This window comes from Streptomyces sp. NPDC051211 (assembly GCF_040689505.1).
Taxonomy (GTDB): Bacteria; Actinomycetota; Actinomycetes; order Streptomycetales; family Streptomycetaceae; genus Streptomyces.
The window spans coordinates 52,639-77,014 of record NZ_JBFBAV010000035.1 but is presented as its reverse complement, the minus strand read 5'-3'; the positions used below and the strand labels follow the sequence as shown (position 1 = coordinate 77,014).

Annotated in this window: 24 protein-coding genes; 15 read left to right on the top strand and 9 right to left on the bottom strand. The window is 74.1% G+C overall.

Features of this window, described 5'->3' with window-relative positions; genetic code table 11:
* Window positions 1-993: 993 nt before the first annotated feature.
* Window positions 994-2,304, top strand: coding sequence for an alpha/beta fold hydrolase (locus tag AB0447_RS27535; RefSeq protein ID WP_366479501.1), 1,311 nt, complete (start codon window positions 994-996; stop codon window positions 2,302-2,304).
* Here the strand turns inward: AB0447_RS27535 and AB0447_RS27530 are convergent.
* Window positions 2,301-3,128 (bottom strand): MBL fold metallo-hydrolase, encoded by an 828-nt coding sequence (locus tag AB0447_RS27530; protein ID WP_366479500.1) that lies wholly within the window; start codon window positions 3,126-3,128, stop codon window positions 2,301-2,303. The two genes, AB0447_RS27535 and AB0447_RS27530, sit on opposite strands and share 4 nt — an antisense overlap.
* A 129-nt stretch (window positions 3,129-3,257) precedes the next feature.
* Here AB0447_RS27530 and AB0447_RS27525 point away from each other — a divergent pair, with 129 nt between their 5' ends.
* Together AB0447_RS27525 and AB0447_RS27520 are read left to right on the top strand one after the other, a co-directional pair.
* Entirely contained in the window at window positions 3,258-3,980 is a 723-nt protein-coding gene (locus AB0447_RS27525; protein ID WP_366479499.1) for a PIG-L deacetylase family protein, read from the top strand.
* Window positions 3,981-4,052: 72 nt separating this feature from the next.
* Window positions 4,053-4,886, top strand: a complete 834-nt coding sequence (locus AB0447_RS27520) for an enoyl-CoA hydratase/isomerase family protein (RefSeq protein ID WP_366479498.1) — start codon at window positions 4,053-4,055, stop codon at window positions 4,884-4,886.
* Here the strand turns inward: AB0447_RS27520 and AB0447_RS27515 are convergent.
* Genes AB0447_RS27515 through AB0447_RS27505 form a run of 3 tightly spaced genes read right to left on the bottom strand, consistent with a single transcriptional unit; the run spans window position 4,883 to window position 7,697 of the window.
* Window positions 4,883-5,500 (bottom strand): GNAT family N-acetyltransferase, encoded by a 618-nt coding sequence (locus tag AB0447_RS27515; RefSeq protein WP_366479497.1) that lies wholly within the window; start codon window positions 5,498-5,500, stop codon window positions 4,883-4,885. The two genes, AB0447_RS27520 and AB0447_RS27515, sit on opposite strands and share 4 nt — an antisense overlap.
* A complete protein-coding gene (locus AB0447_RS27510; RefSeq protein ID WP_366479496.1) occupies window positions 5,497-6,525 on the bottom strand; it encodes an SDR family oxidoreductase in 1,029 nt (342 codons plus the stop codon). Before AB0447_RS27510 ends, AB0447_RS27515 begins: the two co-directional genes overlap by 4 nt.
* 59 nt (window positions 6,526-6,584) lie before the next feature.
* A complete protein-coding gene (locus tag AB0447_RS27505) occupies window positions 6,585-7,697 on the bottom strand; it encodes a hypothetical protein (protein WP_366479495.1) in 1,113 nt (370 codons plus the stop codon).
* 303 nt (window positions 7,698-8,000) lie between these two features.
* Here AB0447_RS27505 and AB0447_RS27500 point away from each other — a divergent pair, with 303 nt between their 5' ends.
* The 6 genes from AB0447_RS27500 to AB0447_RS27475 all read left to right on the top strand — a co-directional run bounded on the left by AB0447_RS27500 (window position 8,001) and on the right by AB0447_RS27475 (window position 13,252).
* A complete protein-coding gene (locus tag AB0447_RS27500; protein WP_366479494.1) occupies window positions 8,001-8,969 on the top strand; it encodes an NADPH:quinone oxidoreductase family protein in 969 nt (322 codons plus the stop codon).
* A complete protein-coding gene (locus AB0447_RS27495; protein WP_366479493.1) occupies window positions 8,966-10,150 on the top strand; it encodes an acyl-CoA dehydrogenase family protein in 1,185 nt (394 codons plus the stop codon). The genes AB0447_RS27500 and AB0447_RS27495 overlap by 4 nt, the downstream gene beginning before the upstream one ends.
* On the top strand, window positions 10,147-11,256 hold the full coding sequence (locus AB0447_RS27490) for an acyl-CoA dehydrogenase family protein (RefSeq protein ID WP_366479492.1): 1,110 nt from the start codon (window positions 10,147-10,149) through the stop codon (window positions 11,254-11,256). Before AB0447_RS27495 ends, AB0447_RS27490 begins: the two co-directional genes overlap by 4 nt.
* A 175-nt stretch (window positions 11,257-11,431) precedes the next feature.
* Window positions 11,432-11,983 carry a GNAT family N-acetyltransferase gene (locus AB0447_RS27485; protein WP_366479491.1) on the top strand — a complete coding sequence of 184 codons (552 nt, stop codon included), beginning with the start codon at window positions 11,432-11,434 and terminating at the stop codon, window positions 11,981-11,983.
* A gap of 7 nt (window positions 11,984-11,990) precedes the next feature.
* Window positions 11,991-12,371 (top strand): tyrosinase family oxidase copper chaperone, encoded by a 381-nt coding sequence (locus AB0447_RS27480; RefSeq protein WP_366479490.1) that lies wholly within the window; start codon window positions 11,991-11,993, stop codon window positions 12,369-12,371.
* A gap of 14 nt (window positions 12,372-12,385) precedes the next feature.
* Window positions 12,386-13,252 (top strand): tyrosinase family protein, encoded by an 867-nt coding sequence (locus tag AB0447_RS27475; RefSeq protein ID WP_366479489.1) that lies wholly within the window; start codon window positions 12,386-12,388, stop codon window positions 13,250-13,252.
* 68 nt (window positions 13,253-13,320) lie between these two features.
* On the opposite strand, the gene AB0447_RS27470 is transcribed toward AB0447_RS27475, so the two are convergent.
* Together AB0447_RS27470 and AB0447_RS27465 are read right to left on the bottom strand one after the other, a co-directional pair.
* Window positions 13,321-13,617: a chaplin gene (locus AB0447_RS27470; protein WP_366479488.1), complete on the bottom strand. Its 297-nt coding sequence runs from the start codon at window positions 13,615-13,617 to the stop codon at window positions 13,321-13,323.
* A gap of 95 nt (window positions 13,618-13,712) precedes the next feature.
* The gene (locus AB0447_RS27465) at window positions 13,713-14,042 is read right to left on the bottom strand and encodes a hypothetical protein (RefSeq protein WP_366479487.1); all 330 of its coding nucleotides are present in this window, start codon (window positions 14,040-14,042) and stop codon (window positions 13,713-13,715) included.
* A gap of 227 nt (window positions 14,043-14,269) precedes the next feature.
* Here AB0447_RS27465 and AB0447_RS27460 point away from each other — a divergent pair, with 227 nt between their 5' ends.
* Window positions 14,270-15,778 carry a carboxylesterase family protein gene (locus tag AB0447_RS27460; protein ID WP_366479486.1) on the top strand — a complete coding sequence of 503 codons (1,509 nt, stop codon included), beginning with the start codon at window positions 14,270-14,272 and terminating at the stop codon, window positions 15,776-15,778.
* Here AB0447_RS27460 and AB0447_RS27455 read toward each other — a convergent pair.
* Window positions 15,756-16,835: an alpha/beta hydrolase-fold protein gene (locus AB0447_RS27455; RefSeq protein WP_366479485.1), complete on the bottom strand. Its 1,080-nt coding sequence runs from the start codon at window positions 16,833-16,835 to the stop codon at window positions 15,756-15,758. The two genes, AB0447_RS27460 and AB0447_RS27455, sit on opposite strands and share 23 nt — an antisense overlap.
* A gap of 116 nt (window positions 16,836-16,951) precedes the next feature.
* Between AB0447_RS27455 and AB0447_RS27450 the strand changes: the two genes are divergently transcribed.
* A complete protein-coding gene (locus tag AB0447_RS27450) occupies window positions 16,952-17,956 on the top strand; it encodes a TolB-like translocation protein (RefSeq protein WP_366479484.1) in 1,005 nt (334 codons plus the stop codon).
* Window positions 17,957-18,028: 72 nt separating this feature from the next.
* On the opposite strand, the gene AB0447_RS27445 is transcribed toward AB0447_RS27450, so the two are convergent.
* Window positions 18,029-18,718: a GNAT family protein gene (locus AB0447_RS27445; RefSeq protein ID WP_366479483.1), complete on the bottom strand. Its 690-nt coding sequence runs from the start codon at window positions 18,716-18,718 to the stop codon at window positions 18,029-18,031.
* 137 nt (window positions 18,719-18,855) lie between these two features.
* Here AB0447_RS27445 and AB0447_RS27440 point away from each other — a divergent pair, with 137 nt between their 5' ends.
* From AB0447_RS27440 to AB0447_RS27425, 4 genes are all read left to right on the top strand, one after another.
* Complete coding sequence (locus AB0447_RS27440; protein ID WP_366479482.1) at window positions 18,856-19,656, top strand: alpha/beta fold hydrolase; 801 nt, start codon at window positions 18,856-18,858, stop codon at window positions 19,654-19,656.
* An 87-nt stretch (window positions 19,657-19,743) separates the two neighbouring features.
* Window positions 19,744-20,982, top strand: a complete 1,239-nt coding sequence (locus AB0447_RS27435) for an MFS transporter (RefSeq protein WP_366479481.1) — start codon at window positions 19,744-19,746, stop codon at window positions 20,980-20,982.
* 28 nt (window positions 20,983-21,010) lie between these two features.
* Window positions 21,011-21,415, top strand: a complete 405-nt coding sequence (locus AB0447_RS27430) for a VOC family protein (RefSeq protein ID WP_366479480.1) — start codon at window positions 21,011-21,013, stop codon at window positions 21,413-21,415.
* Between the two features lie 53 nt (window positions 21,416-21,468).
* Window positions 21,469-22,173, top strand: a complete 705-nt coding sequence (locus AB0447_RS27425) for a (2Fe-2S)-binding protein (protein ID WP_366479479.1) — start codon at window positions 21,469-21,471, stop codon at window positions 22,171-22,173.
* A gap of 135 nt (window positions 22,174-22,308) precedes the next feature.
* On the opposite strand, the gene AB0447_RS27420 is transcribed toward AB0447_RS27425, so the two are convergent.
* On the bottom strand, window positions 22,309-24,102 hold the full coding sequence (locus AB0447_RS27420; protein ID WP_366479478.1) for a S8 family serine peptidase: 1,794 nt from the start codon (window positions 24,100-24,102) through the stop codon (window positions 22,309-22,311).
* Window positions 24,103-24,376: the final 274 nt, after the last annotated feature.

The window sequence follows — 24,376 nt, the reverse complement described above, 5'->3', positions numbered from 1 at the left end:
GCGGCCACCGGACGCTACGGCATGCAGGGCGACGAGTTCCGCACCCTGATCAAGGAGCTGCACGCGGCCGGCATCGAGGTCCCGGACCCGCGCCTCAAACGCCGGCGGGGCTGGAAATGCCGCGGCGCCGCGCGGCGTTTGAGCGCGCGGGCGCGGAGCGCCCAGCGAGGCACGGGGCGTAGCCCCCGCAACGGTGGCGGGCGTAGCCCGCGCACCTGGCGGGGCGTGGAGCGAAGCACCACAGCGGCGCTCGGGGCGAAGCCCCGCAGCGGGGCTCGGGGCGCAGCCCCCTGGGCGGGGGCTGGGGCCGCAGGCCCCAGTTTCGGGAAGGGGCGGGGAGGGGACAGCCCCGCGCAGCGGCCCGCCCGCGCCCCCACCGCCCGCACGGGAGCTCGGCCGGGGCACGGCCTGAGCCGGGGCCATGGGGGCCCGGTCGGGGCACCGGCCCGACCCAGCGTCAGCCCGCCCGCGCGGCCCGCCCGCGCGGCCCGCCCGCGCGGCCCGCGCACGGCGGCCCGGCCGGGCAGCAGCCCGCCCAGCCGAGGCCCGCCCAGCGGACCCGCCCAGCGGGGGCTCGCCCAGCGGACCCGCCCAGCGGAGGCCCGCCCCGCGGAGGCTCGCCCAGCGGACCCGCCCAGCCGAGGCCCGCCCAGCGGACCCGCCCAGCGGAGGCTCGCCCAGCGGACCCGCCCAGCGGAGGCCCGCCCCAGCCGAGGCCCGCCCCAGCGGAGGCCCGCCCCAGCCGAGGCTCGCCGCAGCCGGCGCGCATGCCAGCCCGGCAGCGGGGCCCCAGAGGCGGCCAAAGCCGGCGCACGGCAGCGCAGTCGGGGTACAGCCCCGCCGGGCGGCCGGCCGGATGGGCCCGCGGCGGTGCAGCCGGGAAGTACCTGGGGAGGGCGGTGCGCCGGGGTGCCGCCCAGCCCCCCGGCCAGCCCCCCCAACCCCCGTACTACACTCGCCGCACCCCCGTACCACCACACCCCTGGACCACCCGTGACCAGCACCCCCCACTACCGCCAGCCCGGCGTAGTCCTCGCCGACCACCGCTTCGAGGTGCCGCTCGACCACGAGCGCCCGGACGGCGAGCGGATCGAGCTCTATGCCCGTGAGGTGGTTGCCGCCGGGAAGGATCCGCAGGGGCTGCCATGGCTGGTCTACCTGGAGGGCGGACCCGGATGCGCCGCCCGGCGTTTCGTCGGCCGGCAGGCCTGGCTGGAGCGGGCTCTGCGCGAGTACCGGGTGCTGCTGCTCGACCAGCGCGGTACCGGCCGGTCCACCCCCGCCAACCGGCAGACCCTGCCGCTCCGCGGGACCCCCGCCCAACAGGCCGAGTACCTCTCCCACTTCCGCGCCGACTCCATCGTCCGCGACTGCGAGACCATCCGGCCGCTCCTCACCGGCGGCGCCCCCTGGACGGTGCTGGGCCAGAGCTTCGGCGGGTTCTGCACCACCCACTACCTGTCCACCGCCCCGGAGGGCCTGCACGCCGCCCTGATCACCGGCGGTCTGCCGTCCCTGACCGCCACCGCCGACGAGGTGTACGCCGCGGCCTTCCCGCGGATCGAGCGCAAGAACCGCGCCCACTACGCCCGTTACCCGATGGACGTGGAGCGGGCCCGCCGGATCGCCGCCCACCTCGCCGAGCAGCCGGCCACCCTCCCCGGCGGCCACCGGCTCACCCCGGAGGCCTTCCAGTCCCTCGGCCTGCTCCTCGGCTCCGGCGACGGCAGCCACCAGCTGCACTACCTGCTGGAGAACGCCTTCGTCCCGACCCCCGCCGGGCCGGCCCTCTCCGACGCCTTCCTGGAGGGCGTCCGCGCCCAGCTGTCCTTCGCCGGGCAGCCCCTGTACGCGCTGCTCCACGAGGCCATCTACGCGCAGGACCCGGCGGCCCCCACCGGCTGGGCCGCCGAGCGGGTCCGCGCCGCCCACCCCCGCTTCGACCCGGCCGCCGCCCTCACCGGCGACGAGCCCGTCCTGTTCACCGGGGAGACCATCCACCCCTGGCACTTCACCACCGACCCGGCCCTGGAACCGCTCCGGGAGACCGCCGAGCTCCTCGCCGCCCGCACCGGCTGGACCCCGCTCTACGACCCGGCCCGCCTCGCCGCCAACGAGGTGCCGGTGGCCGCCGCCGTCTACCACGACGACATGTACGTGGACACCGCGCACTCCCTGGAGACCGCGCGGGCCATCCGCGGCCTGCGCACCTGGGTGACCGACGAGTTCGAGCACGACGGCGTCCGGGCCGGCGGCCCCCGGGTCCTGGACCGCCTGCTGGCCCTCGTCCGCGACGAGGCCTAGGGGGAAACCCGCCGGCGGGCCGGGAGTTCGGCGAAGGGGCGGGTCAGGTGGGCCGTGGCCAGCACGGCCCGGTGTTCGGCGGCCCGCGCCAGCAGGGCTTCGCGGGAGGCGCGGGCTGTTTCCCGGTCCCGTTCGTGCGAGTACGGCACCGCCGGATTCCCCAACTGCACGGCGTGCACCAGCACATCACCGGTGATCAGCACCTCCCGCCCGCCGGACTGTTCCACCAGCACCGACTGGTGGCCCGGCGTGTGGCCGGGCGTCGGCAGCAGGGTGAGCCCGCCGCCCAGCCGGTGCCGGCCGTCCACCTCGGACAACTGCCCCGACCGCCGCAGCGGGTCCACCGTCCAGGCCCGCACCGGATCGTCCGCGGCCAGGGCTTCCGTCTCCGCGCGCTGTACGACGTACCGCGCGGCGGGGAAGAAGGGCCGGCCGTCCGCCCCGGAGGTCCAGCCCGCGTGGTCCTCGTGCAGGTGCGTCAGGACCACCGTGTCCACCTCGGCCGGGTCGATGCCCGCCTCCGCCAGGGCGGCCGGCAGCCGCCCGGGCACCGGGGCCCAGCCCGCGGCCGGACCTTCGGCCGGACCCACCCCGGCATCCACCAGGGTCCAGCGGCCGCCCGGCATCTCCACGGCGAAGCAGCGGAAGTCCAGCCGCCACGCACCGTCCGGGCCGGCGGCGCCGGGATCGAGCCGGTCGGCCAGGGCCCAGTCCGCGGCGGTCGCGCCGGGGAAAGCCACCTCGGCCGGCTCGAAGAAGAACCCCGTGGCATCGTGCAGCGCCACCACCCGCCCGTGCCGGTCCGCCACAGCCCTCGCCCCCATCCGTCGCTTATTGTGCGCATCATGACGGATCAACAGGAATCTCAGGAAGCACAGGAGCCTCAGAATCTTCAGGGTGCTCAGGAACTTCCGCAGCCTTCGCAGTCTTCGCAGCCTTCGCAACTTGAGCCCATGCCCACGGACTGGCAGCGCGCCCTGGCCGTCGTCGCCCACCCCGACGACCTCGAATACGGCTGCGCCGCGGCCATCGCGGACTGGACCGACGGCGGCCGCGAGGTCGTCTACCTGCTGGCCACCAGGGGCGAGGCGGGGATCGACACCATCGCCCCCGCGGAGTGCGGACCGCTGCGCGAGGCCGAGCAGCGGGCGAGCGCGGCCGTGGTCGGGGTGTCCGAGGTGGAGTTCCTGGACTACCGGGACGGCGTGATCGAGTACGGGCTGGACCTGCGCCGGGACATTGCGGCGGCCATCCGCCGGCACCGCCCCGAGCTGGTGCTCACCCTCAACCACCGGGACGTCTGGGGTCCCGGCCCGGGCGGCTACTGGAACACCCCGGACCACCGGGCCGTGGGCCGGGCCACGCTGGACGCGGCCGGTGACGCCGGCAACCGGTGGATCTTCCCCGAACTCCTCGACGAGCAGGGGCTGGAGCCCTGGAACGGGGTGCGCTGGGTGGCGGTGGCCGGCTCGAACACGCCGACGCACGCGGCGGACGCGGGACCGGGCCTGGAGCGCTCGGTGAAGTCCCTGATGGAGCACCGGGCCTACATCGAGGTGCTGACGGAGGAGGACCCGGAGAAGTACTGCCGGACCTTCCTCACAGGCAATGCCCAGATGGCCTCGGCCCGCTTCGGCGGCCGCCTCGCGGTGCCCTTCGAGGTCTTCCCCCGTTGAGTCTTCCCCCGCTGCTCCTCCCGTTCTAATCTGACGCATCGTCAAAAACGGGAACGGGCAGGGGGGCTTCGGGTGATCGACACGCTGTCCACGGAGATCGCCGAGGGTGAGGAGAGGATCCGTCTCGACACGGCGGACGGAATCGCGGTCCTCACCCTCTGCCGCCCGGACAAGCTCAACGGCTGGAGCTGGGAGTCCACCCGGCAGCTGGGGCTGCTCGCCGACCGCATCCGGTTCGACGACACCGTCCGGGCGGTGCTGCTCCGCGCCGAGGGCCGGGCGTTCTGCGCGGGCATCGACGTGACGGCCCCCGGCGGTGCCATCACCGGGGACTCGCCAGCCGCACGCACCCGCAACTACTACGAGGGCATCCGCTGGGTGCACGAGCGCTTCACCGTCCTGGCGCGCCTCCCGCAACCGGTGATCGCCGCGGTGCAGGGCTACTGCCTCGGCTTCGGCTTCGAACTGGCGCTGATGGCCGACATCAGGGTCGCCGCCGAGGACGCGGTCTTCGCCCTCCCGGAAGCCGGGCTGGGCGTGGCGGTGGACGCGGGCGGCGACCTCCGCATCGCCCGCGAGGCCGGGGCGGGCTGGGCCAAGATGCTGGCCCTGACGGGCCGCCGGATCGACGCCGCCACGGCCGAGCGGCTCAACCTGGTCCAGCTGGTGGTCCCGCGGCCCGGCCTGGCCGAGGCGGCCGAATCGTTGGCGGCCGAGATCGCCGCCAACGCCCCGCTCGCCGTGCAGGGCGTCAAACGCGCGGTGGACGCCTACGCCGACGCCGCCCTGCCCGCCGCGCTGGACCGGGTGGCGATGACCGCCGCCCTCACCCTGACCTCGGAGGACTGCCGCGAGGGCTACACGGCGAAGGCCGCTCGCCGCCCCCCGCGCTTCGAGGGCCGCTAGAAGCCGTCCCGCCGGTCGTGGTCGCCCTGGACGACGGCGTGCAAGTGCTGGTCGTGCCATCCGTCCGCGTGCAGCAGCGCGCTGCGCATGGTGCCTTCGAGGAGGTAACCGGCCTTGACCGCCACCCGGCAGGAGGCCGGGTTGGCCACCGCATGGCACAACCGCAGGCGGTGCAGGCCGAGGTCCTCCAGGGCCCACCGGGTGACGCGCTGCACGGCCTCGACCGCCACGCCGCCGCCGCGTGCCGCGGGCAGGAGCCAGTACACGATTTCGGCACTGCCGCCCCGGAGGTCGATGTCGCCCCACCCGATGAGCCCGACGGCTTCGCCGCCGTCCGGCCGTGCGATGGCCCAGATCGCACTCTGCTCGTTCTGCCGGCGTTCCTTCATGCGCTCGATCCTCTGCCGCGCCTCGCCCGGTGACGCCGCGGGCAGGCGGTTCCACTGGCGTATCGCCGGATCCTGGCCCGCGGCCACCAGGGCGTCCGCGTCGGTGAGGCGCCAGGGGCGCAGTTCCAGGCCGCCGGGAAGGGACAGGACCGGCTGAGGGTTCCGGGCCAGCCGGCCCGCGGGAACGACGGGAGGAACGGGAGGAACGGGCGAGTTGTTGATCATGGCGGCATCGTGCCACAGCCGTCGAACGGGCCCCGGCCCAACTGATCGCGCACCGGCACCACATCGGGGTTGACGACGGCGCGCCGCTGCCAGTTCGCGCCGTCCACCACCAAGGTGTGCCCGGTGATGAACCGGCCGTAGGGGGAGGCCAGGAAGGTGGCGGCCCAGCCGAGTTCGCGGGGCAGGCCGACCCGCAGGGCGGGCTGCCGGGCGTCGTTCGCCTCGGGTGCGGCGCGGTCCAGCCCCTCCCGGATGGCCCCGGTCATGTCGGGGTGCGGCATCAGGCCCGGGACCAGGCCGTTGACCTGGATCCCGTACGGTCCCCACTCCACGGCGAGGGTCTCCACCAGGCTCTTCACCCCGGCCTTGGCGGCCGCGCTGTGGGCGAAGCCCGGCCCGCCGGTCCAGGCGTACGAGGCGCCCACGCTGACGATGGACCCGGGGGTGCCCGCGGCCAGATGGCGGCGGCCGAACTCGCGGGTCATGAACCAGGTGCCGGTGAGGGTGATGTCCACCACCGCCCGCCAGGCGTTGGGGGAGAGGTCCTCGGCCGGGCTGGGGAAGTTGGCGGCCGCGTTGTTCACCAGGACGTCCGGCAGCCGTCCCGCGGCCCCGGCCGCGTCGAAGACCGCCGCGACCTGGTCGGGGTCCCGGATGTCGCAGACGGCGGCCGTCACCCGGCCCGCGCCGGGGACGGCCGCCAACTCCTCCCGCGCCGCCTTCAGCTGCTCCGCCCGGCGGCTCGCTATCAGCAGATCCGCGCCGAGCCGGGCGAACTCGGCGGCCACGGCCTTGCCGAGCCCGGTGCCGCCGCCGGTCACCAGCACCAGCTGCCCGGCGTACGTACCGGGAGGCAGAGCGGCGGCCCCGAGGGGCGGCGGCCCGGGTAGCCCGGGAGGGCCGAGCTGCCCGGGAGGGCCGAGCCGGACGGGCGGCCCGGACCGGCCCGGTGGGGAGGGGGCGGTGGCTGGTCCGGGCGTGCCGGGCCGGCCGGCGCCGTCGTCGTGGTGCGGGGTGTCGGTCATGCGGGCATCGATAGCGCGCGGGCGCGCAGATCACCAGCCCCGCGACAGGTCCGAGCTGCCTAGGGGAGGTACGCCTGTCGGGAGGCGCACTTCCACACCACGGCCCGGGTCTTGCCCGAGGCGTTCACGGCGCTGCCGCCGGCCCGGTCGTCGTCGGTGACGGCCACCGCCTCGGACGGCTGCCCGGCGGCCAGCCGGGGAAGGGCCAGCACCGGGCCCGAGCCCGGCCACAGGATGGCCTGCTCGCTCGGGGCGGAGTCGTCCGGATGCTTGCGGGCGGTGCCGACGACCATGCCGGTGGCCGGGCTGATCGCCTCCAGGCTCGCGGACGGGTGGGTGCTCAGGCCGCCCGGGGAGGAGCCGGGGCTGCCGTACGGGGCGTTCCACACCCACGACTTCCACTCGTAGCCGAACCCGAACCAGTCGCTGCCGACGAACGTGCCGTCCTCGGCGAGGTCCGCCACCCAGTTGTCGTTGCCGCCCGCCTTCGGCAGGACCCGCGCCGGGCCGCCGTCCCCGGGCCACAGCACGGGCTGCGACTCCTGGACGCGGCCGCCGGTGTCCGGCTCCACCCGCTGCACGGTGGCGACGACGTCGCCGCGGGCGTTGATCCCGCCGACGGTGAGCACGAAGGTGTCCGGGCCGATCTCCTCCGGGATGGTCAGCGTCCGCTCCACCGTGCCGTTCGCGATGACCCGGATGACCTCGCCGCCCTCCCCGCCGGAGACCACCCGGCCCGCGTCGTTGACGTCCAGGCCGCCGCTGCTCACGCCGGCGGGCAGTTCGGTGACGGCCGGGTCGCCCGCCCGGTACGTGAAGCCGATCGCGGTGGTGGCGCCGTACGGCGTGTACCGCCCCGTCATCAGGCCGTCCCGGTTGACCCCGACCAGCTCGCCGGTCGCCCGGCTGTCCGGGATCGGCACCCGGCGCACGGTGGTGCCGGTCCAGTAGACCGGCTTGCCGCGGGACGATCCGACGGCGAGGTTGCCGCGGCCCAGCGCCCGGACGCCCTCCTTGGGCCAGGACACCTCGGTGCCTGGCAGGGCGCCCAGCGTGGTGAGCGCCGGCTTGCAGGGGGTGGCGGCCGCCCCCGAGGCCGCCTCCGTCCCCGACGCCGGCCCCGCCGCCGTGATCAGCCCGGCCAGAGCGACCGCGGCCCCCGCGGCAGCCACGGATTTCCTGGAACCCCCGGACTTCCCAGACTTCCCGGACTTCCCGGTTTGCCTCATCCGTTCCCCCCTGGTTCATGTGTGCGGACCCTCATGCTGCCGGGGGAAGGGGACGGATGGGCCCGGAACGGTGCAGACCGCTGCGGACGGGCCGGTTCCCGCTCCGGACTGGCAGATTCCTTGCCGGGAAGGCCCGCGTCCGGACGGTGGGTGCGGGCGGGATGGGGCGGACTGGTTCCCAGGAGGGCAAGCGACCGCTTAGTATGCCGACCGGTACGGTCCCTCGACGGCGGCTGGAGGCCCCGGATGCAGGCATGGCGAGTACACACCCACGGCGAGCCCCGCGAGGTCATGCGGCTCGACGAGGTCCCGGAGCCCCAGCCCCGCGAGGGCGAGGTGAGGATCAAGGTCCGTGCGGCCAACGTCAACTTCCCCGACGCACTGCTCTGCCGCGGCCAGTACCAGATCCGCCCGCCGCTGCCCTTCACCCCCGGCGTGGAGATCTGCGGCGAGACCGAGGACGGCCGCCGGGTCATCGCCAACCCCAGCCTCCCGCACGGCGGGTTCGCCGAGTACGTCACCGCCCCCGCGGCCGCCCTGCTCCCCGCGCCCGACTCCCTCGACGACGCCGAAGCCGCCGCCCTGCACATCGGCTACCAGACCGGCTGGTTCGGCCTGCACCGTCGGGCCCGCCTGCAAGCCGGCGAAACCCTCCTCGTGCACGCCGCGGCCGGCGGCGTCGGCAGCGCCGCCGTCCAGCTCGGCAAGGCTGCCGGAGCCACCGTCATCGGCGTGACCGGCGGCAAGGACAAGGCCCGCACCGCCGAGGAACTCGGCTGCGACCTCGTCATCGACCGCACCACCGAGGACATCGCCGCCCGGGTCAAGGAGTTCACCGGCGGCCGCGGCGCCGACGTGGTCTACGACCCGGTCGGCGGAGACGCCCACACCGCCTCCGCCAAATGCGTGGCCTTCGAGGGCCGCATCGTGATCGTCGGCTTCGCCAGCGGCACCATCCCCACCCCCGCCCTCAGCCACGCCCTCGTCAAGAACTACTCCCTCCTCGGCCTCCACTGGGGCCTCTACGCAGCCAAGGACCCCGCGTCCATCGCCGCCTGCCACGCCGAACTGACCCGCCTCGCCGCCGAAGGCGCCGTCAAACCCCTCGTCAGCGAACGCGTCCCGCTGACCGGGGCCGCCGACGCCGTCCAGCGCCTCGCCGACGGCACCACCACCGGCCGCCTGGTCGTCGTACCGGCAGGAGCCGGCCGATGACCTTCACCGCAGCCGTACTGGCCGCCCGTACCCGCGAATTCCTCGCCGCCCACCCGCCCGCCGCGACCGACCGCACCGACTTCCTGCGCGCCCGCTTCGACGCCGGCCTCGCCTGGGTCCACTTCCCCGAGGGCCTGGGCGGACTGGGCGCCCCCCGCACCCTCCAGGCCGCCGTCGACAGCGAACTCGCCGCCGCCGGCGCCCCCGACAACGACCCCCGCCGCATCGGCATCGGGCTGGGCATGGCCGCCCCCACGATCCTCGCCTACGGCACCGAGGAGCAGAAACAGCGCTTCCTGCGCCCCCTGTGGACCGGCGAGGAAGTCTGGTGCCAGCTCTTCAGCGAGCCCGGCGCCGGATCCGACCTCGCCGCCCTCGGCACCCGGGCGGTCCGCGACGGCGACACCTGGGTGGTGGACGGCCAGAAGGTGTGGACCTCCAGCGCCCACACCGCCCGCTGGGCCATCCTGGTCGCCCGCACCGACCCGGACCTCCCCAAACACCAGGGCATCAGCTACTTCCTGTGCGATATGACCGACCCCGGCGTCGAAGTCCGGCCGCTGCGCCAGATCACCGGCGAGGCCGAGTTCAACGAGGTGTTCCTGACCGGCGTCCGCATCCCCGACGCGCACCGGCTCGGCGCCGTCGGCCAGGGCTGGGAGGTCGCCCGCACCACCCTGATGAACGAACGCGTCTCCATCGGCGGCATGCGCATCCCCCGCGAAGGAGGCATGATCGCGCCCCTCGCCGCCACCTGGCGCGCCCGCCCCGAACTCCGCACCCACGCCCTCCACCAGCGGCTCCTCGAACTGTGGGTGGAGGCGGAGGTCTCCCGGCTCACCGCCGAACGCCTGCGCCAGGAGCTCGCCGCCGGCCGGCCCGGCCCGGAAGGCTCCGGCCTGAAGCTCACCTTCGCCCGCCTCAACCAGGAGATCAGCTCCCTCGAAGTCGAACTCCTCGCCGAAGAGGGCCTGCTGTACGAGGACTGGACGATGCGCCGCCCCGAGCTCGTCGACTTCACCGGCCGCGACGCCGGCTACCGCTACCTGCGGGCCAAGGGCAACTCGATCGAGGGCGGCACCAGCGAAGTCCTCCTCAACATCGTCGCCGAACGCGTCCTCGGCCTGCCCGCCGAACCCCGTGACGACAAGGACCTCCCCTGGAAGGACCTGACCCGATGACCGCACCCCTGGACCTGCCCGTGGACTTGCCCGCGGACCCGCCCGTGGCCACGGACCTCCGCTACAGCACCGAGGAGGAGGACCTCCGCGCCGCCGTCCGCGCCCTCCTCGCCGACCGTGCCCCGCACCCGGACGTCCTCGCCCGCGCCGAGTCCGGAGCCGGGCACGACCCGGCGCTGTGGCGCACCCTCGCGGTGGAGATCGGCACGGCCGCCCTCCTCGTGCCGGAGAAGCAGGGCGGCCAGGACGCCGGCCACCGCGCGGCCGCCGTGGTCCTGGAGGAACTCGGCCGAGGCGTGGCCCAGCTGCCCTTCCTGACCAGCTCGGTGATCGCCACCGAGACGCTGCTGGCCTGCGACACCCCGGCCGCCGCCGCACTGCTGCCGGCCCTGGCCGAGGGCGCGGTCTGCGTGCCCGCCGTCCCGCTGACGGCCACCCGGGCCCGGCCCGCGGGGGACACCGTCACCTCGGTGGCCGACGCGGCCGGCGCCGACACCTTCCTGCTGCTGACCGACTCCGGGCTGTACGCCGTCCCCGCCGCCGAGGCCCGGATCACCCCGCAGGTGCCCCTCGACCTGACCCGCCCCCTCGCGGAGGTCCGGCTGGACGGCGTACGCGGTGAACTCCTGGCGACCGCGGACGCCGGCCGGGCCGCACTGGACCGCGGCCTGCTCGCCGGAGCCGGCCTGCTCGCCTCCGAACAGCTCGGCCTCGCCGACTGGTGCCTGACCGAGACCGTCGGATACCTCCGCACCCGCCACCAGTTCAACCGGCCGGTCGGCTCCTTCCAGGCCCTCAAACACCGCCTCGCCCGGCTCTGGCTCGACGTGGCCTCCGCCCGCGCGGCCGCCCGCGCCGCCGCCGACGCCCTCGCCACCGGCGCCGCCGACGCACCCCTGCTGGTCTCGGTGGCCCAGGCCCACTGCTCCGGCGTCGCCGTCCGGGCCGCCGAGGAATGCGTCCAGCTGCACGGCGGCATCGGCATGACCTGGGAACACCCGGCCCATCTCTACCTCAAGCGCGCCAAGGCCGACTCCCTGGCCCTCGGCACCGCCGGCCACCACCGCACCCTCCTCGCCGACCTGGCGGACATCCCCGCCCCGTAGGCGGTGTCCCCGGCCGAACGGCCGATGTGCGGGCCGGGCCGCGTACGGCAGCCCCGACGGCTTGACCGTACGCGACCCGCCCGCCCCCGAAGGAGGCGCCATCCGGCACGCCCTCGGCGACCTCCGCCTCCCCCCGACTTCGGCGCCCCACCGCCCGGTTCCTACGCTGGCCCGCATGACAACGGTCACCGTCACCCCGCTGGACGCAGCAGGCCTGCGTGCCCACCGCGAGGAACTCGCCGCCCTGCTGCTCGCCGTCGTCGACGACGGCTCCTCGCTCGGATTCCTCGCCGGGCTCGACCACGCCGGCGCCGCCGCCTGGTGGGAGTCGCTGCTGCCCGCCGTCGCCGACGGCACCCTCGCGCTGTGGGTGTCCCGCACCGACGGCCGGATCGACGGCACCGTCAGCTGGTACCGGGAGACCAAGCCCAACGGCCGGCACCGCGCCGAACTCCGCAAGCTGATGGTCCATCCGGCCGCCCGCGGCCGCGGCACCGCCCGGGCGCTGCTCGCCGAGGCCGAGCGGGCCGCCGCCCGGGCCGGGATCGTGCTGCTGTTCCTCGACACCGAGACCGGCAGCGGTGCCGAACACGTGTACCTCGCCGCCGGCTGGACCGAGGCCGGCACCATCCCCGACTACGCCACCGACCCGGCAGGCAACCTCCGCCCCACCACCCTCTTCTACAAGCACCCGAAAGAGGTGACCTCACCCCCCGACCGGCGTTAGTCCCGATATGAACGCGACGGCAACCGGAAGCGCACCTTTCACCCGCCGTACGCTCCTGCGTACGGCATTCACCGCGGCCGTCCTCGCCGGGACCGCCGCCGCCCTCGGGCCGCTGCTCCGGGCCCGCCGCCCCCGGCCCGCCACCGCCCCGGGCCGGGAGCTCGTCCCGGTCCTCGAGGAGACGTACCGGGGCCGGCACATCGCCGTGGACGCGGCGGGCGTCCGGATCGACGGCCGCCCGCTGCACGTGATGCGCCGCGCCGACGGCAGCTATCTCAGCGGCGTCAACCACTTCGAGTCCTTTGCCACGCCCCTGGAGCTCGCCCGCGCGGCCGTCGACGAAATCGGCACGGCCCGGCTGGCGGCCGCCGCGTCCCACCACGGCTGAGCGGAGGAGCCCCCGTGTACACCCGGCAGAATCAGAAGAACCTCAAGAGCGCCCAGAAGAAGAGGTTCGTCGCCGCGCTCCTGGAGCTGAAGCGCAACGGCACCTACGACGAGTTCGTCCGCATCCACAACCGCTGGTTCGTCCCCGACCGCGACCGCAGGCTGCGGGTCGGGCACATGTCCCCGTCGTTCTTCCCCTGGCACCGCCGCTACCTCCTCGACTTCGAGAACAAGCTGCGCGAACTCGACCCCGGCCTGTCCATCCCCTACTGGGACTGGACCACCGACCGCAGCCCGGCGTCCTCCCTGTGGGCCGAGGACTTCATGGGCGGCACCGGCCGGGCGTCCGACCGCCAGGTGACGACCGGCCCCTTCGCCCACGCCAAGGGCAACTGGCCGATCACCGTGGGCATCACCGAAGGCCGCTTCCTCACCCGCAACCTCGGCCGCCCGAACAACCCGATCACCCTGCCCACCGCCGCCGAACTGCAGTGGGCCATCGACGACCCGGTCTACGACACCGACCCGTGGGACTCCACCGCCAAGGCCGGCGGCTTCCGCAACAAGCTCGAGGGCTGGGCGGCCCCCAAGAGCGAGCGCTGGCGCAACCACAACAAGGTCCACCAGTGGATCGGCGGCCACATGACCGGCGGCACCGCCCCGAACGACCCGGTGTTCTGGCTCCACCACGCCTTCGTGGACCTGGTATGGGACCGCTGGCAGCAGAAGCACCCCCGCTCCGGCTACCTCCCCGCCCGCCCCCTGGAGCGGTACGACCTCCAGCACGGCCGGGTGATCGCCCTGAACGAGCCCATGCCGCCGTGGAACATCCCGCCCCGGGAGCTCCTCAGCCACCGGGGCATCTACCGCTACGAGGCCTAGCTCCTGCGGAGGGCAGACAGGGGAAAGGCCCCCGCCGGAACGGCGGGGGCCTTTCGGGTCGGCCTGGCTCAGTGACCGTAGCCGTTGGTGTGGTGGTCGTCGGTGTGGTGGCCGTTGTCGCCGCCGGAGGCGTTCACGCAGGTGTTGCCGAACGCCGGGTTCAGGAGCCCGATCACGCTCACGGTGTTGCCGCAGACGTTGATCGGCACGTGGACCGGAACCTGGACGAGGTTGCCCGACAGGACACCGGGGGAGCCGACCGCCGCACCGTGCGCTCCGGCATCGGCGACGGCCACACCGGCACCGGCAGCCAGAACGGAGCCGGCGGCAGCGGTGAGAGCAGCTGCCTTCGCGATACGCGACATCAAGATCTCCTTGTGAGATGTGGGGCGCCGCAAGGACTGCGGCATTTGACATGGCATACAACGCCGCTGCCGCCCAGGGGTCACGGCCGCTGGGCCTACCCGGTGAATCGGAGCGAGTCGAAGACCGGTGCGACGGGCGCGCTGGCGCCCGGCAGGACCACGGCTGCCGGCGTGCCCTGGCACCCCGGCTCCCGGTACAGCTGGGCCGATCGGGCGGTCCGGTTGACCACCGCCCGGCTCCCGCCGCCCTCCGCCGGGACACAGCCGGACCCGTCGAGGACCGAGTGGACCCGGTCGTCCCGGCCCAGGTACTGCAGATCCGGGTCGGCGGCCGCGGCGGCGGCCGTGCCGGTCCCGGCCGCCGCCGCGGCGGCCAGCAGCAGAAGCGGGCCGGTGGCGGACCGGATCGAGCGGGGGATGCGCATGGGAAGCCTCGCCTTGAGAGGGAACGTGCTGTCCCGGGTTCAACCGGCACCGCCCGGGCCGAGGTCACGGCACGTCACCCGCAGGAGCGGGGGACCGTGCACGGCGCACAATGGGAACGCCGCCGACCGGTCCGCACACACGGACCGGCACCGGAGGATGGAATTCCGGAGGTTCGGGTGCTGCCATGGCGGCGGCAGGCCGACGGTCGAGAGGGCAGGAGGACGCGATGGCGCAGGGGGACGGGGCCGAGGTCACGGTGGTCACCCGGCACGGCAGGGTCGGCGGGCGGTTCGAGCCCGAGGCCCGGTCGGGGCGACCGGTCGCCGCCTTCCGCGGCATCCCGTACGCCGCCCCGCCCGTCGGCGCCCTGAGGTTCGCCGCCCCGCAGCCCCCGGCGGCCTGGGACGGCGTACGGGACGCCCGCGCGTACGGCCCCACCGCGCCGAAGGTGCCCTATCCGCAGCCGTTCGCCGCACTGCTGCCGGACCCCGAGGTGCCCGGCGAGGACTGCCTCAACCTGAACGTGTGGACCCCCGATCCGGCGCGCTCGGCCCGGCTGCCGGTCATGGTGTGGATCCACGGCGGTTCGCTGACCCGGGGCTCGGCCGCCTGCCCGGTCTACGACGGGGCGGCCTTCGCCCGGGACGGGGTGGTGCTGGTCTCCCTCAATTACCGGCTCGGGGTGCTCGGCTACGGACTGTTCCCCGACGCCCCGGCCAACCGGGGACTCCTCGACCAGATCGCCGCCCTGGAGTGGGTCCGGGACAACATCGAGGTCTTCGGCGGCGACCCCGACCGGGTCACCGTCTTCGGCGAATCGGCCGGGGCGATCAGCATCGGCTCGCTGCTGGCCGCCCCGCGGGCCGCCGGACTGTTCGCCCGGGCCGTGCTGCAGAGCGGCGCCCCCGAGGTGCTGCCCCGGGACCGGGTGCGGGCCGCGGTCCGGCGGATGGCCGGAGCCCTCAAGGTGCCGGCCACGGCCGCGGCCTTCGCCGCCGTCGGCACGGACGTGCTCATGGCCGCCCAGGCCGCGGTCCTGAAGCGGTCCAGCCCGCTGCGGGGCGGCGCCGCCTTCGGACTGGTCGCCGACCCCGGCTCGGTGCCCGCCGACCCGCTGGCCGCGCTGACCGCCGGCGGCGCATCGGACGGCGTACCGCTCCTGCTCGGCTGGACCACCGAGGAGTACCGGCTGTGGTTCGCCCCCACCGGAACCCTGCGGGCACTGGACCGGCTCGGCCCGCTCGCCGTGCCCCTGGCCCGGGCCCGGGCAGGCAAGGACCGGTACGCCGTACGGGCGCTGCGCGCCGCGCTGCCCGGGGCGAGTCCCGCGGAGCTGGCCGGGCAGCTGCTCACCGACCGGCTGCTCCGGGACCCGCTGCGGGCGCTCGCCGGCGCCCGCCGGACGGCCCCCACACACTGCTACGAGTTCGCCTGGCCCTCCGGCATCCCCGGCCTCGGCGCCTGCCACGCCCTGGAGCTGGGGTTCGTCTTCGACACCCTCGGGGTGCCCGAGTCCGGCTGGCTGGCCGGGCCGGACGCCCCGCAGGCCCTGGCCGACGAGATGCACGCGGCCTGGGTGTCCTTCGCGGCCACCGGAAGCCCGGGCTGGGCGGCCTGGGACGGAGCCGGGCCGCCGAGGGTGTTCGGCGGTGCGGCAGCGGAGGCCGCCGCGCGGGCGAGCGCGCCGGCGAGCGGAGCGGCGGGCGGGCCGGCTACTGCACCGGTCCTTCCATGACCTTGCTGATGAACTCGATCGCGCTCGTCCCCATGGCCGGAACGTAGGTCGCGGCGTTGTGCTTCCCGCCCTGGATCACGTTCAGGTCGGTGTGGACGGGGCCCTTGCCGTAGGCGGAGATGAACTTCCGCACGTTGGGGAGGGTGTTCTTGTTGCTCTCGTTGGTGCCGACCTGGAAGGCCAGGTAGACATCCGGCCCCTTGCGCGCGATCAGCTGCTGGGCCAGCACCTCCGGGTTGTTCTCGGCCTTCTCCTTGTCGTGGCCCTTCCACAGCGGGGAGTCCGGGACGATGTCGGGCCCGGAGGCGATGACGGCCTTGAACTTGTCGGGGTGCTTCAGTACCGCCTTCAGGCCCGCGAAACCGCCGGTGGAGGAGCCCATGAAGGCCCAGCCGTCACGCGACTTCACCGTGCGGAAGTTCGCCTTCATCAGGTCCGGGACGTCCTCGGTCAGCCAGGTGCCCATCTTCGGCTGCCCGGGGATGTCCGAGCCGTCCCAGTAGATGCCCTTGTCGTCCGTGTCCGGGTTGAGCACCGGCATGGCCAGCAGGAACGGTTTGCCCTTGCCCTCCCGGTACCACTGGCTGATGTTCTTCTGCAGCCCCAGGTCGGTGCCCATCCAGTAGTTCTTCGGGTACCCGGCACCGCCCGGCAGGGCGATCATCACGGGGAAGCCGCTGGTGGCGTACCGGGGGTCGTCGTACTCCTTGGGGGCCCACACCCAGACCTTGCCCTTGAACCCGGACTTCTTGCCGTCCAGCTCGGTGACGGCCACGTGCGTGCCGTCGGGCAGGGTCATGGTGTTCTTGAACGAGGCCTCCGGGCCGGTCGGCATCAGGGCCTTGGAACCCGCCGGCTGCTGGGCCCGGCCGCCCGCCGGGCTCTTCCCGAAGGAGACCGGGTCGCCCTTGTCCGTGAACGGCGGGATCTCGAAGTGGGTCATCACTGCGGCGGCCCCCAGCCCGAGCACGGCGACCGACGCACCGGCTATCAGCAGGCGGCGGACTCGGGACGGGCGGCGGCGGCCGCCCTCGGGCTGCTCGTACGGATACGACATGTGCGCTGATCTCCGGCTGTGCGTGAAGTGCTTCCCGATCAAGGAGGGGCAGCAGGCCCGACGGGTTCCGTACTTTTCCTTCTCTTGGTCTGACGGAGGGGAGTACGTTGCCCGCCATGACGACTCGCAGCCGGTTACTCGTCCTCCTCGCCGCCGTCGTCCTGCTCGCCCTGGTGGGCGGCGCCGCCGTGCTCAGGGCGGCCGACCGGGCCGGGCAGAAGGACAAGGAGCAGGCGGGCGGCCCCCGGGTCACCCGCGGCCAGGTCTCCCTCGCCGCCGGCGGCGAACCCCGGATCGCCTTCCGCAACATGGCCTGGGGGCCGCACCGGGACGAGCTCACCACGGTGGCCGCCGGCCGGCCGGACGGCCCGCGGACCGCGTCCGGGGTGAACTGCCTGCGCTTCCACGCGGCCGCCGGCACCGGCATCTGCCTCCAGTCCGGGGGCAAGGCGGTGGTCCTCGACGCCTCCCTGGCCGAGGTTTCGGCGCACCCGCTGGCCGGCATCCCCACCCGGGCCCGGATCTCGCCGGGCGGGCACCTGGCCGCCTGGACGGTGTTCGTCGGCGGTGACTCGTATGCCGGGACGAACTTCTCCACCCGCACCTCGGTGCTGGACCTGCGCACCGGCCGGCTGGAGGCCTCGCTGGAGGAGTTCACCCTCCACAAGGACGGCAAGGCCCACCGGGCCGCCGACATCAACTACTGGGGGGTGACCTTCGCCGCCGACGAGCGGACCTTCTACGCGACCGTGGCCACCGGCGGCCGCACCCACCTGGTCCGCGGGGACCTGACGGCACGGACCGCCACCACGCTCCGGGAGAACGCCGAATGCCCGTCCCTGTCGCCCGACGGGACCCGGGTCGTCTTCAAGAAGCGGGTGGCCGGGCTGCCCGCCGAGGCCCCCTGGCGGCTGTACGCCCTGGACCTGGCCTCCGGCCGGGAGACCCCGCTCGCCGAGCAGCGCAGCGTGGACGACCAGGTGGTGTGGACGGGCCCGGACACCGTCGCGTACGCGCTGCCGGGGGACTTCGGCGCCGACCTGTACGCCGTACCGGCCGATGGCAGCGGGCAGCCCCGGAGGCTGATGTCCTCGGCCGTCGCCCCGGTCCTGCTCCCCTGAGCGGGAAGACGGGCCGGGGCGAGGAGGCCGGTGGATGCCCCTTGCAGGCCCGTCCGGGCCTGCGCAGGACCGTTACGCCGGAACGAGCGTCTTGCGGCGCCTCCGCCGGGCCGGGGCCCGGGCGGCGAGCCTCAGCTCGATGATCGACCGTACGGCCGGCCACTCCTCGTCGAGGACCGAGTAGAAGGCCGTACTGCGCACCGCGCCGTCCAGGCCCCGCGAATGGGCCCGGCGGACCCCTTCGGAGGTGAAGCCCAGCCGCTCCATGGCGGCCCGGGAGCGGGTGTTCCGGGCGTCCGCGCGCAGCGAGATGCGCCGGACCCCCCAGGTCTCGAAGGCGTGGCGGAGCATGAGCAGCTTCGCCTCGGTGTTGATGCCCGTTCCCTGGGCCTCCGGGGAGAGCCAGGTGTTACCGATCTCGGCGGCATCGGGAATCGCCGTCAAGGGGTCCCCGTAGGGGATGCCGGGCACGGCGGGCCACACCAGCGGACCCTGCCAGTAGTCGAGTTCCAGGAACCGGGTCGAACCGACCACCCGACCGTCCTTGGCTCTGACGACAGCGAACGGGAGCGAACGGCCCGCCGCCTGATCGGCGAGGGCACGTTGGATGTACTCGTGGGACGCCTGCACGCCGTGGGGTACGGGAGTGAAGGCGTAAGTCGTACGATCCTCGGCCCCGGCCACGGCAAGGGCCTCGGTGTGGTGGGGGGCGAGGGGCTCGAGCCGCACGGTGCGGCCGGCGAGGAGTACGGGTACGGGCACGGCGCCGGTCCTTCTAGGCGGGTGGGTGGTTGCACAGTGTGCGCTCCTGACAGCGGTCCACAGGCAAAACAGGGGTGAAAGGGAACAGGCGGTCAGGTGAACGCGAGTGGCTCAATGTAGCCCCTTACCGTGATCACATGAACCCCCTTGATGCGAACGGCGCGACACTGTTTTTCGACGAGCTCGGTCCGAGGGACGGACTGCCCGTACTGATGGTTCACGGACACCCGTTCAATCGCACCCTGTGGCACCCCCAGACGGCCGCACTCACGGCCGCAGGATACCGGGTGATCGCCCCTGACCTGCGAGGATACGGGGAGAGCGAGGGAACACCCGGAAAGACGCTGCTCGCCGATTTCGCCGACGACCTCGCCGTCCTCCTCGACCGCCTCGGCATCGGCCGGGCGGTGGTCTGCGGCGTGTCCATGGGCGGGCAGATCGCCATGGAGATGCTGCTGCGGCACCCCGCGCGCGTCCGGGCGCTGGTGCTCTCCGACACCTCGCCCGTCCCGGAGACGGAGGACGGCAAGAAGTTCCGCCGGGAGCTGGCCGACCGGCTGATCGCCGAGGGCATGGGCCCGTACGCCGAGGAGGTGATCGGGAAGATGCTGGCGCCCTACAACGTCACCGGAATGCCGGCGGCCGCGGCCCACGTGGACGACATGATGCGCGGCACCGATCCGCAGGGCGCGGCCGCCGCGCTGCGCGGCCGCGCCGAGCGTCCCGACTACCGGCCGGCGCTCGCCGCCTGCGAGGTGCCCTGCCTGGTCCTGGTCGGCGCGGACGACGAGTACACCCCCGTGGCGGAGGCCGAGCGGCTGTACGAGCTGATCCCCGATGCGCGGCTGGCGGTGATCGAGAACGCAGGCCACCTGCCGGGCGTGGAGCAGCCGGAGGCCTTCAACCGGGCGCTGCTGGAGTTCCTCCCGACCGTCTGACCGTCTGGCCGCCCGACCACAGTGGCCCAGCAATCCGGCGGGGAAATGGACCTGCCGGGTGGGCCACGGCCTTGATGGGATCAGGGGGTGACGATACGGATCCTGCCCCCGCCCGGAGCGCCGCGCCGCCTGGCCGCCGCTCAGCTGAGCAACTCCGTCGGTGACGGCGCCTACTACGTGTGTTCGGCCCTGTACTTCACCCGTGTCGTCGGGCTCTCGCCCGCGCAGATCGGCCTCGGGCTGACCGTCGCCTGGGCCGTCGGCTCGGTGGCGGGCGTCCCGCTGGGGGCGCTCGCCGACCGCCGGGGCCCGCGCGGCACCTCGGCGCTGCTGGCGCTCGCCACCGCCGCCTCCGTGGCCTCCTTCCTCGTGATCCGCTCGTTCTGGCCGTTCCTGCTGGCCGCCTGCGTCTATGCGACCGCCCAGTGCGGGCTCGCGGCCGCCCGGCAGGCCCTCCTGGCCGGGCTGGTGCCGCCGGCCGGTCGCACCGGGGTGCTCGCCCACCTGCAGTCGATGCTCAACGCCGGGCTGGCGCTCGGGGCGGCGATCGGCGGGCTGGCGCTCGGCGCGGACGGCGCGGCCGCCTACCGGGCGGTGTTCGTGATGGACGCGCTGAGCTTCCTGGTGTGCGCGGCGGTGCTGCTGCGGCTGCCGGAAGTCGCCCCGGCCCCGGCGCGGACGGCCGGGGAGCCCCGGCTCGCGGTGCTGCGCGACCGGCCGTACGCGGTGGTCACCCTGCTCAACGCGGTGCTGCTGCTGCGGATGCCGCTGCTCAGCCTCGCCGTCCCGCTGTGGATCGTGGAGCGCACACAGGCCCCCGGCTGGCTGGTGTCGGCCCTGTTCGTGCTGAACACCTTCGCGGTGATGCTGTTCCAGGTGCGGATGGCCCGCCCGGTCACCGGCCTGGACAGCGCGCGGGCGGCGGTGCGCGGCTCGGGTCCGGTCATGCTGGCCTCCTGCGCGGTGTTCGCCCTGTCGGCGCTGCCCGGCTCCTGGTGGGCGGCCGGTGTGCTGCTGGTGCTGGGCGCCGCCCTCCAAGTGGTGGGGGAGATGCGGCAGTCCGCCGGGTCCTGGCAGATCGGCTTCGCACTGGCCCCGGCCGACCGGATCGGCCAGTACCAGGGCTTCTTCGGCACCGGCGTCCCGGTGGCCCGCACCCTGGGACCGCTGCTGCTGACGTCACTGCTGCTGCTCTGGGGCATCCCGGGCTGGCTGCTGCTGGGCGGGGTGTTCGTGGCGGCCTCGTACGCGATGGGCCCGGCGGCACGGTGGGCCGCCGCGGCCCGGACCGCAGCCGTCGGGGGCGCCGTTGTAGGGTCGGCCTGACGACCCGCCAGAGAAGAGGAGCACCGCCATGCTGCGAGGCCTTGCCACGATCAACTTCTGGGCGGCCGACCACGCCGCCGCGGTCCGCTGGTACTCCGAACTCCTCGGCATCGGACCGTACTTCGAGCGGCCGGGGTACGCGGAGTTCCGGATCGGCGACTACCAGCACGAGCTCGGCATCGTCGACGCCAAGTTCGCGCCCCCGGGGGCGGCCGGCGGCCCGGGCGGGGCGGTCGCGTACTGGCACGTGGACGATGTGGAGGGCACCCGCCGCCGGCTGCTGGACCTGGGCGCCTCCGAGTACCAGCCGATCACCGCGTGGGGCGACGCCGGCTTCGTGACGGCCTCGGTCACCGACCCCTTCGGCAACGTCCTCGGCATCATGAACAACCCGCACTACCTGGAAGTGCTGGAGCCCGGCGACTCCGCCTAGCGGTCTCCTGCCGCGGTGGTCGCCGGGCCGGCGGCGCCTGACATCATCCTGGGATGGAAGCGACACTGCACCGGCTCGCCGAGGCCGGATCGTTCTTCGCCGTGCGGTGCGGGGCGGAACCCGCCGGGGGCGGCTTCCGGACGCTCGCCGAGCTGTACGAGGGCGGCCCCCGACTGGCCGGGTACGTCGCCGAGGTCGGGCGGCGGATGGGCGGAGCGGACGAGCGGGTCGCCGCGTCCACGCTGCAGTTCGGGCTCGCCGCCCGGATGTGGTCCATCGGCCTCGGCGCGGTGGCACTCACCGGCCGGACCCCCGACCTCGACCCCGCTCGGGTGTGGTGGCGGCTGCCCGAGGGGAGCTCCGTCGAACTCTGGCTGCCCGAACCGGGTTCCCGGCCCGGCGAGGAGCTCGCCGAGACCGTCCTCGGCAACCTGGACCGGCTGGAGGAGGCGGTCCGCCGCCGGTACGGGGTCTCGCCGCAGACCCTCCGGGGCAACTCCGCCTCCGGACTGGTCGGCGCCCTGCGCGAGCTGTCCAACCGGATGCCCGCCGCCGAGCGGGCCGCCGCGCCCGTGGTCGCCGCACTGCTGGAACAGGGCCCGCTCGCCGGGACCGGAACCTTCGTCCACGAGGAAGGACTCGGCACGGCCTTCGTCCGCCGCAGCTGCTGCCTCTACTACCGCGCCCCCGGCGGCGGCCTGTGCGGCGACTGCGTGCTGCGGACCAGGCGGAGCAACCGGCGTCGTCCGGCGCCCTGACCGGGCGGCGGGCCCGGTCACCGGTCGACACCCCTGCTGACGACGGAGCCACCGGGGCGCGGCTGCGCCCCGGTGGCTCCTTTGGGTCAGGATTTTTGGGTCAAGCTCCTTGGGTCAAGCGACTGGCCGAGGACCTCAGAAGGTGAGGTTCCAGGCGTCGATCCTGCCCGTGTCCTGGTTGGCGTTGTCGTTCACCCGGAGCTTCCAGGTGCCGTTGGCGACCTCGCCGGAGGCGTTGACCGTGTAGGTCTGGTTGATGTTGTCGGTGCTGCCGCCGCTGCGGTTGTGCAGGGTGTAGACGGAGCCGTCGGGGGCGACCAGGTCGACCTTCAGATCACCGATGTAGGTGTGCTGGATGTTCACGCCCACCTTGAGGGTGGCCGGCGCGTTGCCGGTGACCCCGCTCACCGCGATCGGGCTCTCCACCGTGGTGTTGTCGCCGATCGCGACGTCGCCGGTGTTCTCGAAGAACTTGCCGGGCGGCGGAGTGGAGCCGACCGCCTTCAGCGCGTCCACCTGGCCCTCGCCGAAGAAGCTGTTGTTGGCGGTGGTGCCGGTGCAGCGGCTGTCGGAGGGGCAGGCGATGTCATTGGCCTGGACGGCGAGCTTCGCGCGGATGTCCGCCGGGGTGTACGAGGGGTTGACGCTCGCGAGGAGCGCCGCCACGCCCGCGACGTGCGGCGAGGCCATCGACGTACCGCTCAGCGAGGAGTACTTGCCGCCGGGGACGGTGCTGTAGACGTTCTCGCCGGGCGCCGACACCTCGATGATGTCGCGGCCGAAGTTGGAGAAGGACGCCTTGGTGGTGCCGGAGCCGTTGGCGGCGACCGTGACCACGCCCGGCAGCTCGGCCGGGATGTCGAGGCAGTCGTTGGTGATGGTCCGGGTCACCGGCGTCGAGTCGTTCGGGCTCGCGGTGTCGGTGGTCTTGTTGGCCAGGTTGTAGTTGGCGTTGCCGGCCGCGGCGACCTGCAGCGAGCCCTTGCCCTCGGCGTACTTCTGGGCACGGCCGACGCCCTCCAGGATGGCGGCCTGGTCCAGGTTGTTCGGGCAGTTGAACTGCCACGGGTCGGTGTAGTAGCTGTTGTTGGTGACCTTGAAGCCGTGGTCACCGGCCCACATGAACCCGCAGATGGTGTTCTCCGGGAAGAACAGCGTGCTGCCCGGCTCGGCGATGCGGACCGAGGAGATCTTCACGCCCGGCGCGACGCCGATGGCGCCCTTGCCGTTCTTGGCGGCCGCGACCGTACCGGCCACGTGGGTGCCGTGCTGGTCCACGTCGCGCCAGGCGCCGGCGCGGGTGTCCGGCTTTCCGTACGCGCAGGAGACCGAGTCGGCGGCGTTGAAGTTGGGCGCGATGTCCTGGTGTTGGTCGTCAACGCCGGTGTCCAGGATGCCGACCTTGACCGAGGCGGAGCCGGTGGTGACGGCCCAGGCCTGGTCGGCCTTGATCTGGCTCATGTCGGCGCGGACCGGCTCGGTCGAAGGCGCCGCGGACTGGGACGGGTTGGCGGGCAGCGCCGGGTTGTAGGCGTCCGCCGGCACATCGGAGGTCCGGGTGGCGCCGACCTGCTGGACCCCGTTGACCCCGCGCATGGTGGCGGCGAAGCCGGTGGAGGTCGAGTGGGCGACGACCACGCCGATGGCGTCGTAGTACGCGAAGACCGTACCGCCGTTGGCGGTGACGGCCGAGCGCACCGCCGAGCTGTCACCGGGGGAGGTGATCACCAGGTAGGCGCGGGTTCCGGCGGCCCAGGTCGCACTCTGGGCGGCCGGTGCGGCGGCCCGGAAGGCCGCGGCGGGTGCACCGGAAGGGGAGACGGGCGCGGTGTCGGCGAGCGCGGCCGGAGCCGCGAACGTCAGGGCTGCGCCGATCGCGGCGAGGGCCGCGAGGCTGCGTCGGGGGCGGCTGGATATGTGGGGTATCAATGCGTCCTCCGAGGACCCGGGGTACGGGTGGTACCGGCCGGGTCGAACGAAACGAGTGGTGGACGCAAGATGGCAGAGAGACGCCCCGTGAGGGAAGTACCTTTCGCCGCAGGTCGGTTCATCGCCGAATGGCCGAAAACCGACTGTTGCTGAGCGTTTGATCCGCCCCGTGAGGCCGGCAGGTGTTCCCCGGCGGGACGAGGCCGGGACGGGCCGGGAGCAACGGCCGGGGCCGGCCGGGCGGGGCACCATGGGGGCGAGCCCTGCCCGGCCG

What these genes read in the sequence shown, in the direction of transcription:
- AB0447_RS27530 (WP_366479500.1), bottom strand. Translation starts at nt 3,128, where the DNA reads ATGGGGGCGAGGGCTGTGGCGGACCGGCACGGGCGGGTGGTGGCGCTG.
- AB0447_RS27525 (WP_366479499.1), top strand. Translation starts at nt 3,258, where the DNA reads ATGCCCACGGACTGGCAGCGCGCCCTGGCCGTCGTCGCCCACCCCGAC.
- AB0447_RS27515 (WP_366479497.1), bottom strand. Translation starts at nt 5,500, where the DNA reads ATGATCAACAACTCGCCCGTTCCTCCCGTTCCTCCCGTCGTTCCCGCG.
- AB0447_RS27510 (WP_366479496.1), bottom strand. Translation starts at nt 6,525, where the DNA reads ATGACCGACACCCCGCACCACGACGACGGCGCCGGCCGGCCCGGCACG.
- AB0447_RS27500 (WP_366479494.1), top strand. Translation starts at nt 8,001, where the DNA reads ATGCAGGCATGGCGAGTACACACCCACGGCGAGCCCCGCGAGGTCATG.
- AB0447_RS27495 (WP_366479493.1), top strand. Translation starts at nt 8,966, where the DNA reads ATGACCTTCACCGCAGCCGTACTGGCCGCCCGTACCCGCGAATTCCTC.
- AB0447_RS27490 (WP_366479492.1), top strand. Translation starts at nt 10,147, where the DNA reads ATGACCGCACCCCTGGACCTGCCCGTGGACTTGCCCGCGGACCCGCCC.
- AB0447_RS27485 (WP_366479491.1), top strand. Translation starts at nt 11,432, where the DNA reads ATGACAACGGTCACCGTCACCCCGCTGGACGCAGCAGGCCTGCGTGCC.
- AB0447_RS27480 (WP_366479490.1), top strand. Translation starts at nt 11,991, where the DNA reads ATGAACGCGACGGCAACCGGAAGCGCACCTTTCACCCGCCGTACGCTC.
- AB0447_RS27470 (WP_366479488.1), bottom strand. Translation starts at nt 13,617, where the DNA reads ATGTCGCGTATCGCGAAGGCAGCTGCTCTCACCGCTGCCGCCGGCTCC.
- AB0447_RS27465 (WP_366479487.1), bottom strand. Translation starts at nt 14,042, where the DNA reads ATGCGCATCCCCCGCTCGATCCGGTCCGCCACCGGCCCGCTTCTGCTG.
- AB0447_RS27460 (WP_366479486.1), top strand. Translation starts at nt 14,270, where the DNA reads ATGGCGCAGGGGGACGGGGCCGAGGTCACGGTGGTCACCCGGCACGGC.
- AB0447_RS27455 (WP_366479485.1), bottom strand. Translation starts at nt 16,835, where the DNA reads ATGTCGTATCCGTACGAGCAGCCCGAGGGCGGCCGCCGCCGCCCGTCC.
- AB0447_RS27450 (WP_366479484.1), top strand. Translation starts at nt 16,952, where the DNA reads ATGACGACTCGCAGCCGGTTACTCGTCCTCCTCGCCGCCGTCGTCCTG.
- AB0447_RS27440 (WP_366479482.1), top strand. Translation starts at nt 18,856, where the DNA reads ATGAACCCCCTTGATGCGAACGGCGCGACACTGTTTTTCGACGAGCTC.
- AB0447_RS27430 (WP_366479480.1), top strand. Translation starts at nt 21,011, where the DNA reads ATGCTGCGAGGCCTTGCCACGATCAACTTCTGGGCGGCCGACCACGCC.
- AB0447_RS27425 (WP_366479479.1), top strand. Translation starts at nt 21,469, where the DNA reads ATGGAAGCGACACTGCACCGGCTCGCCGAGGCCGGATCGTTCTTCGCC.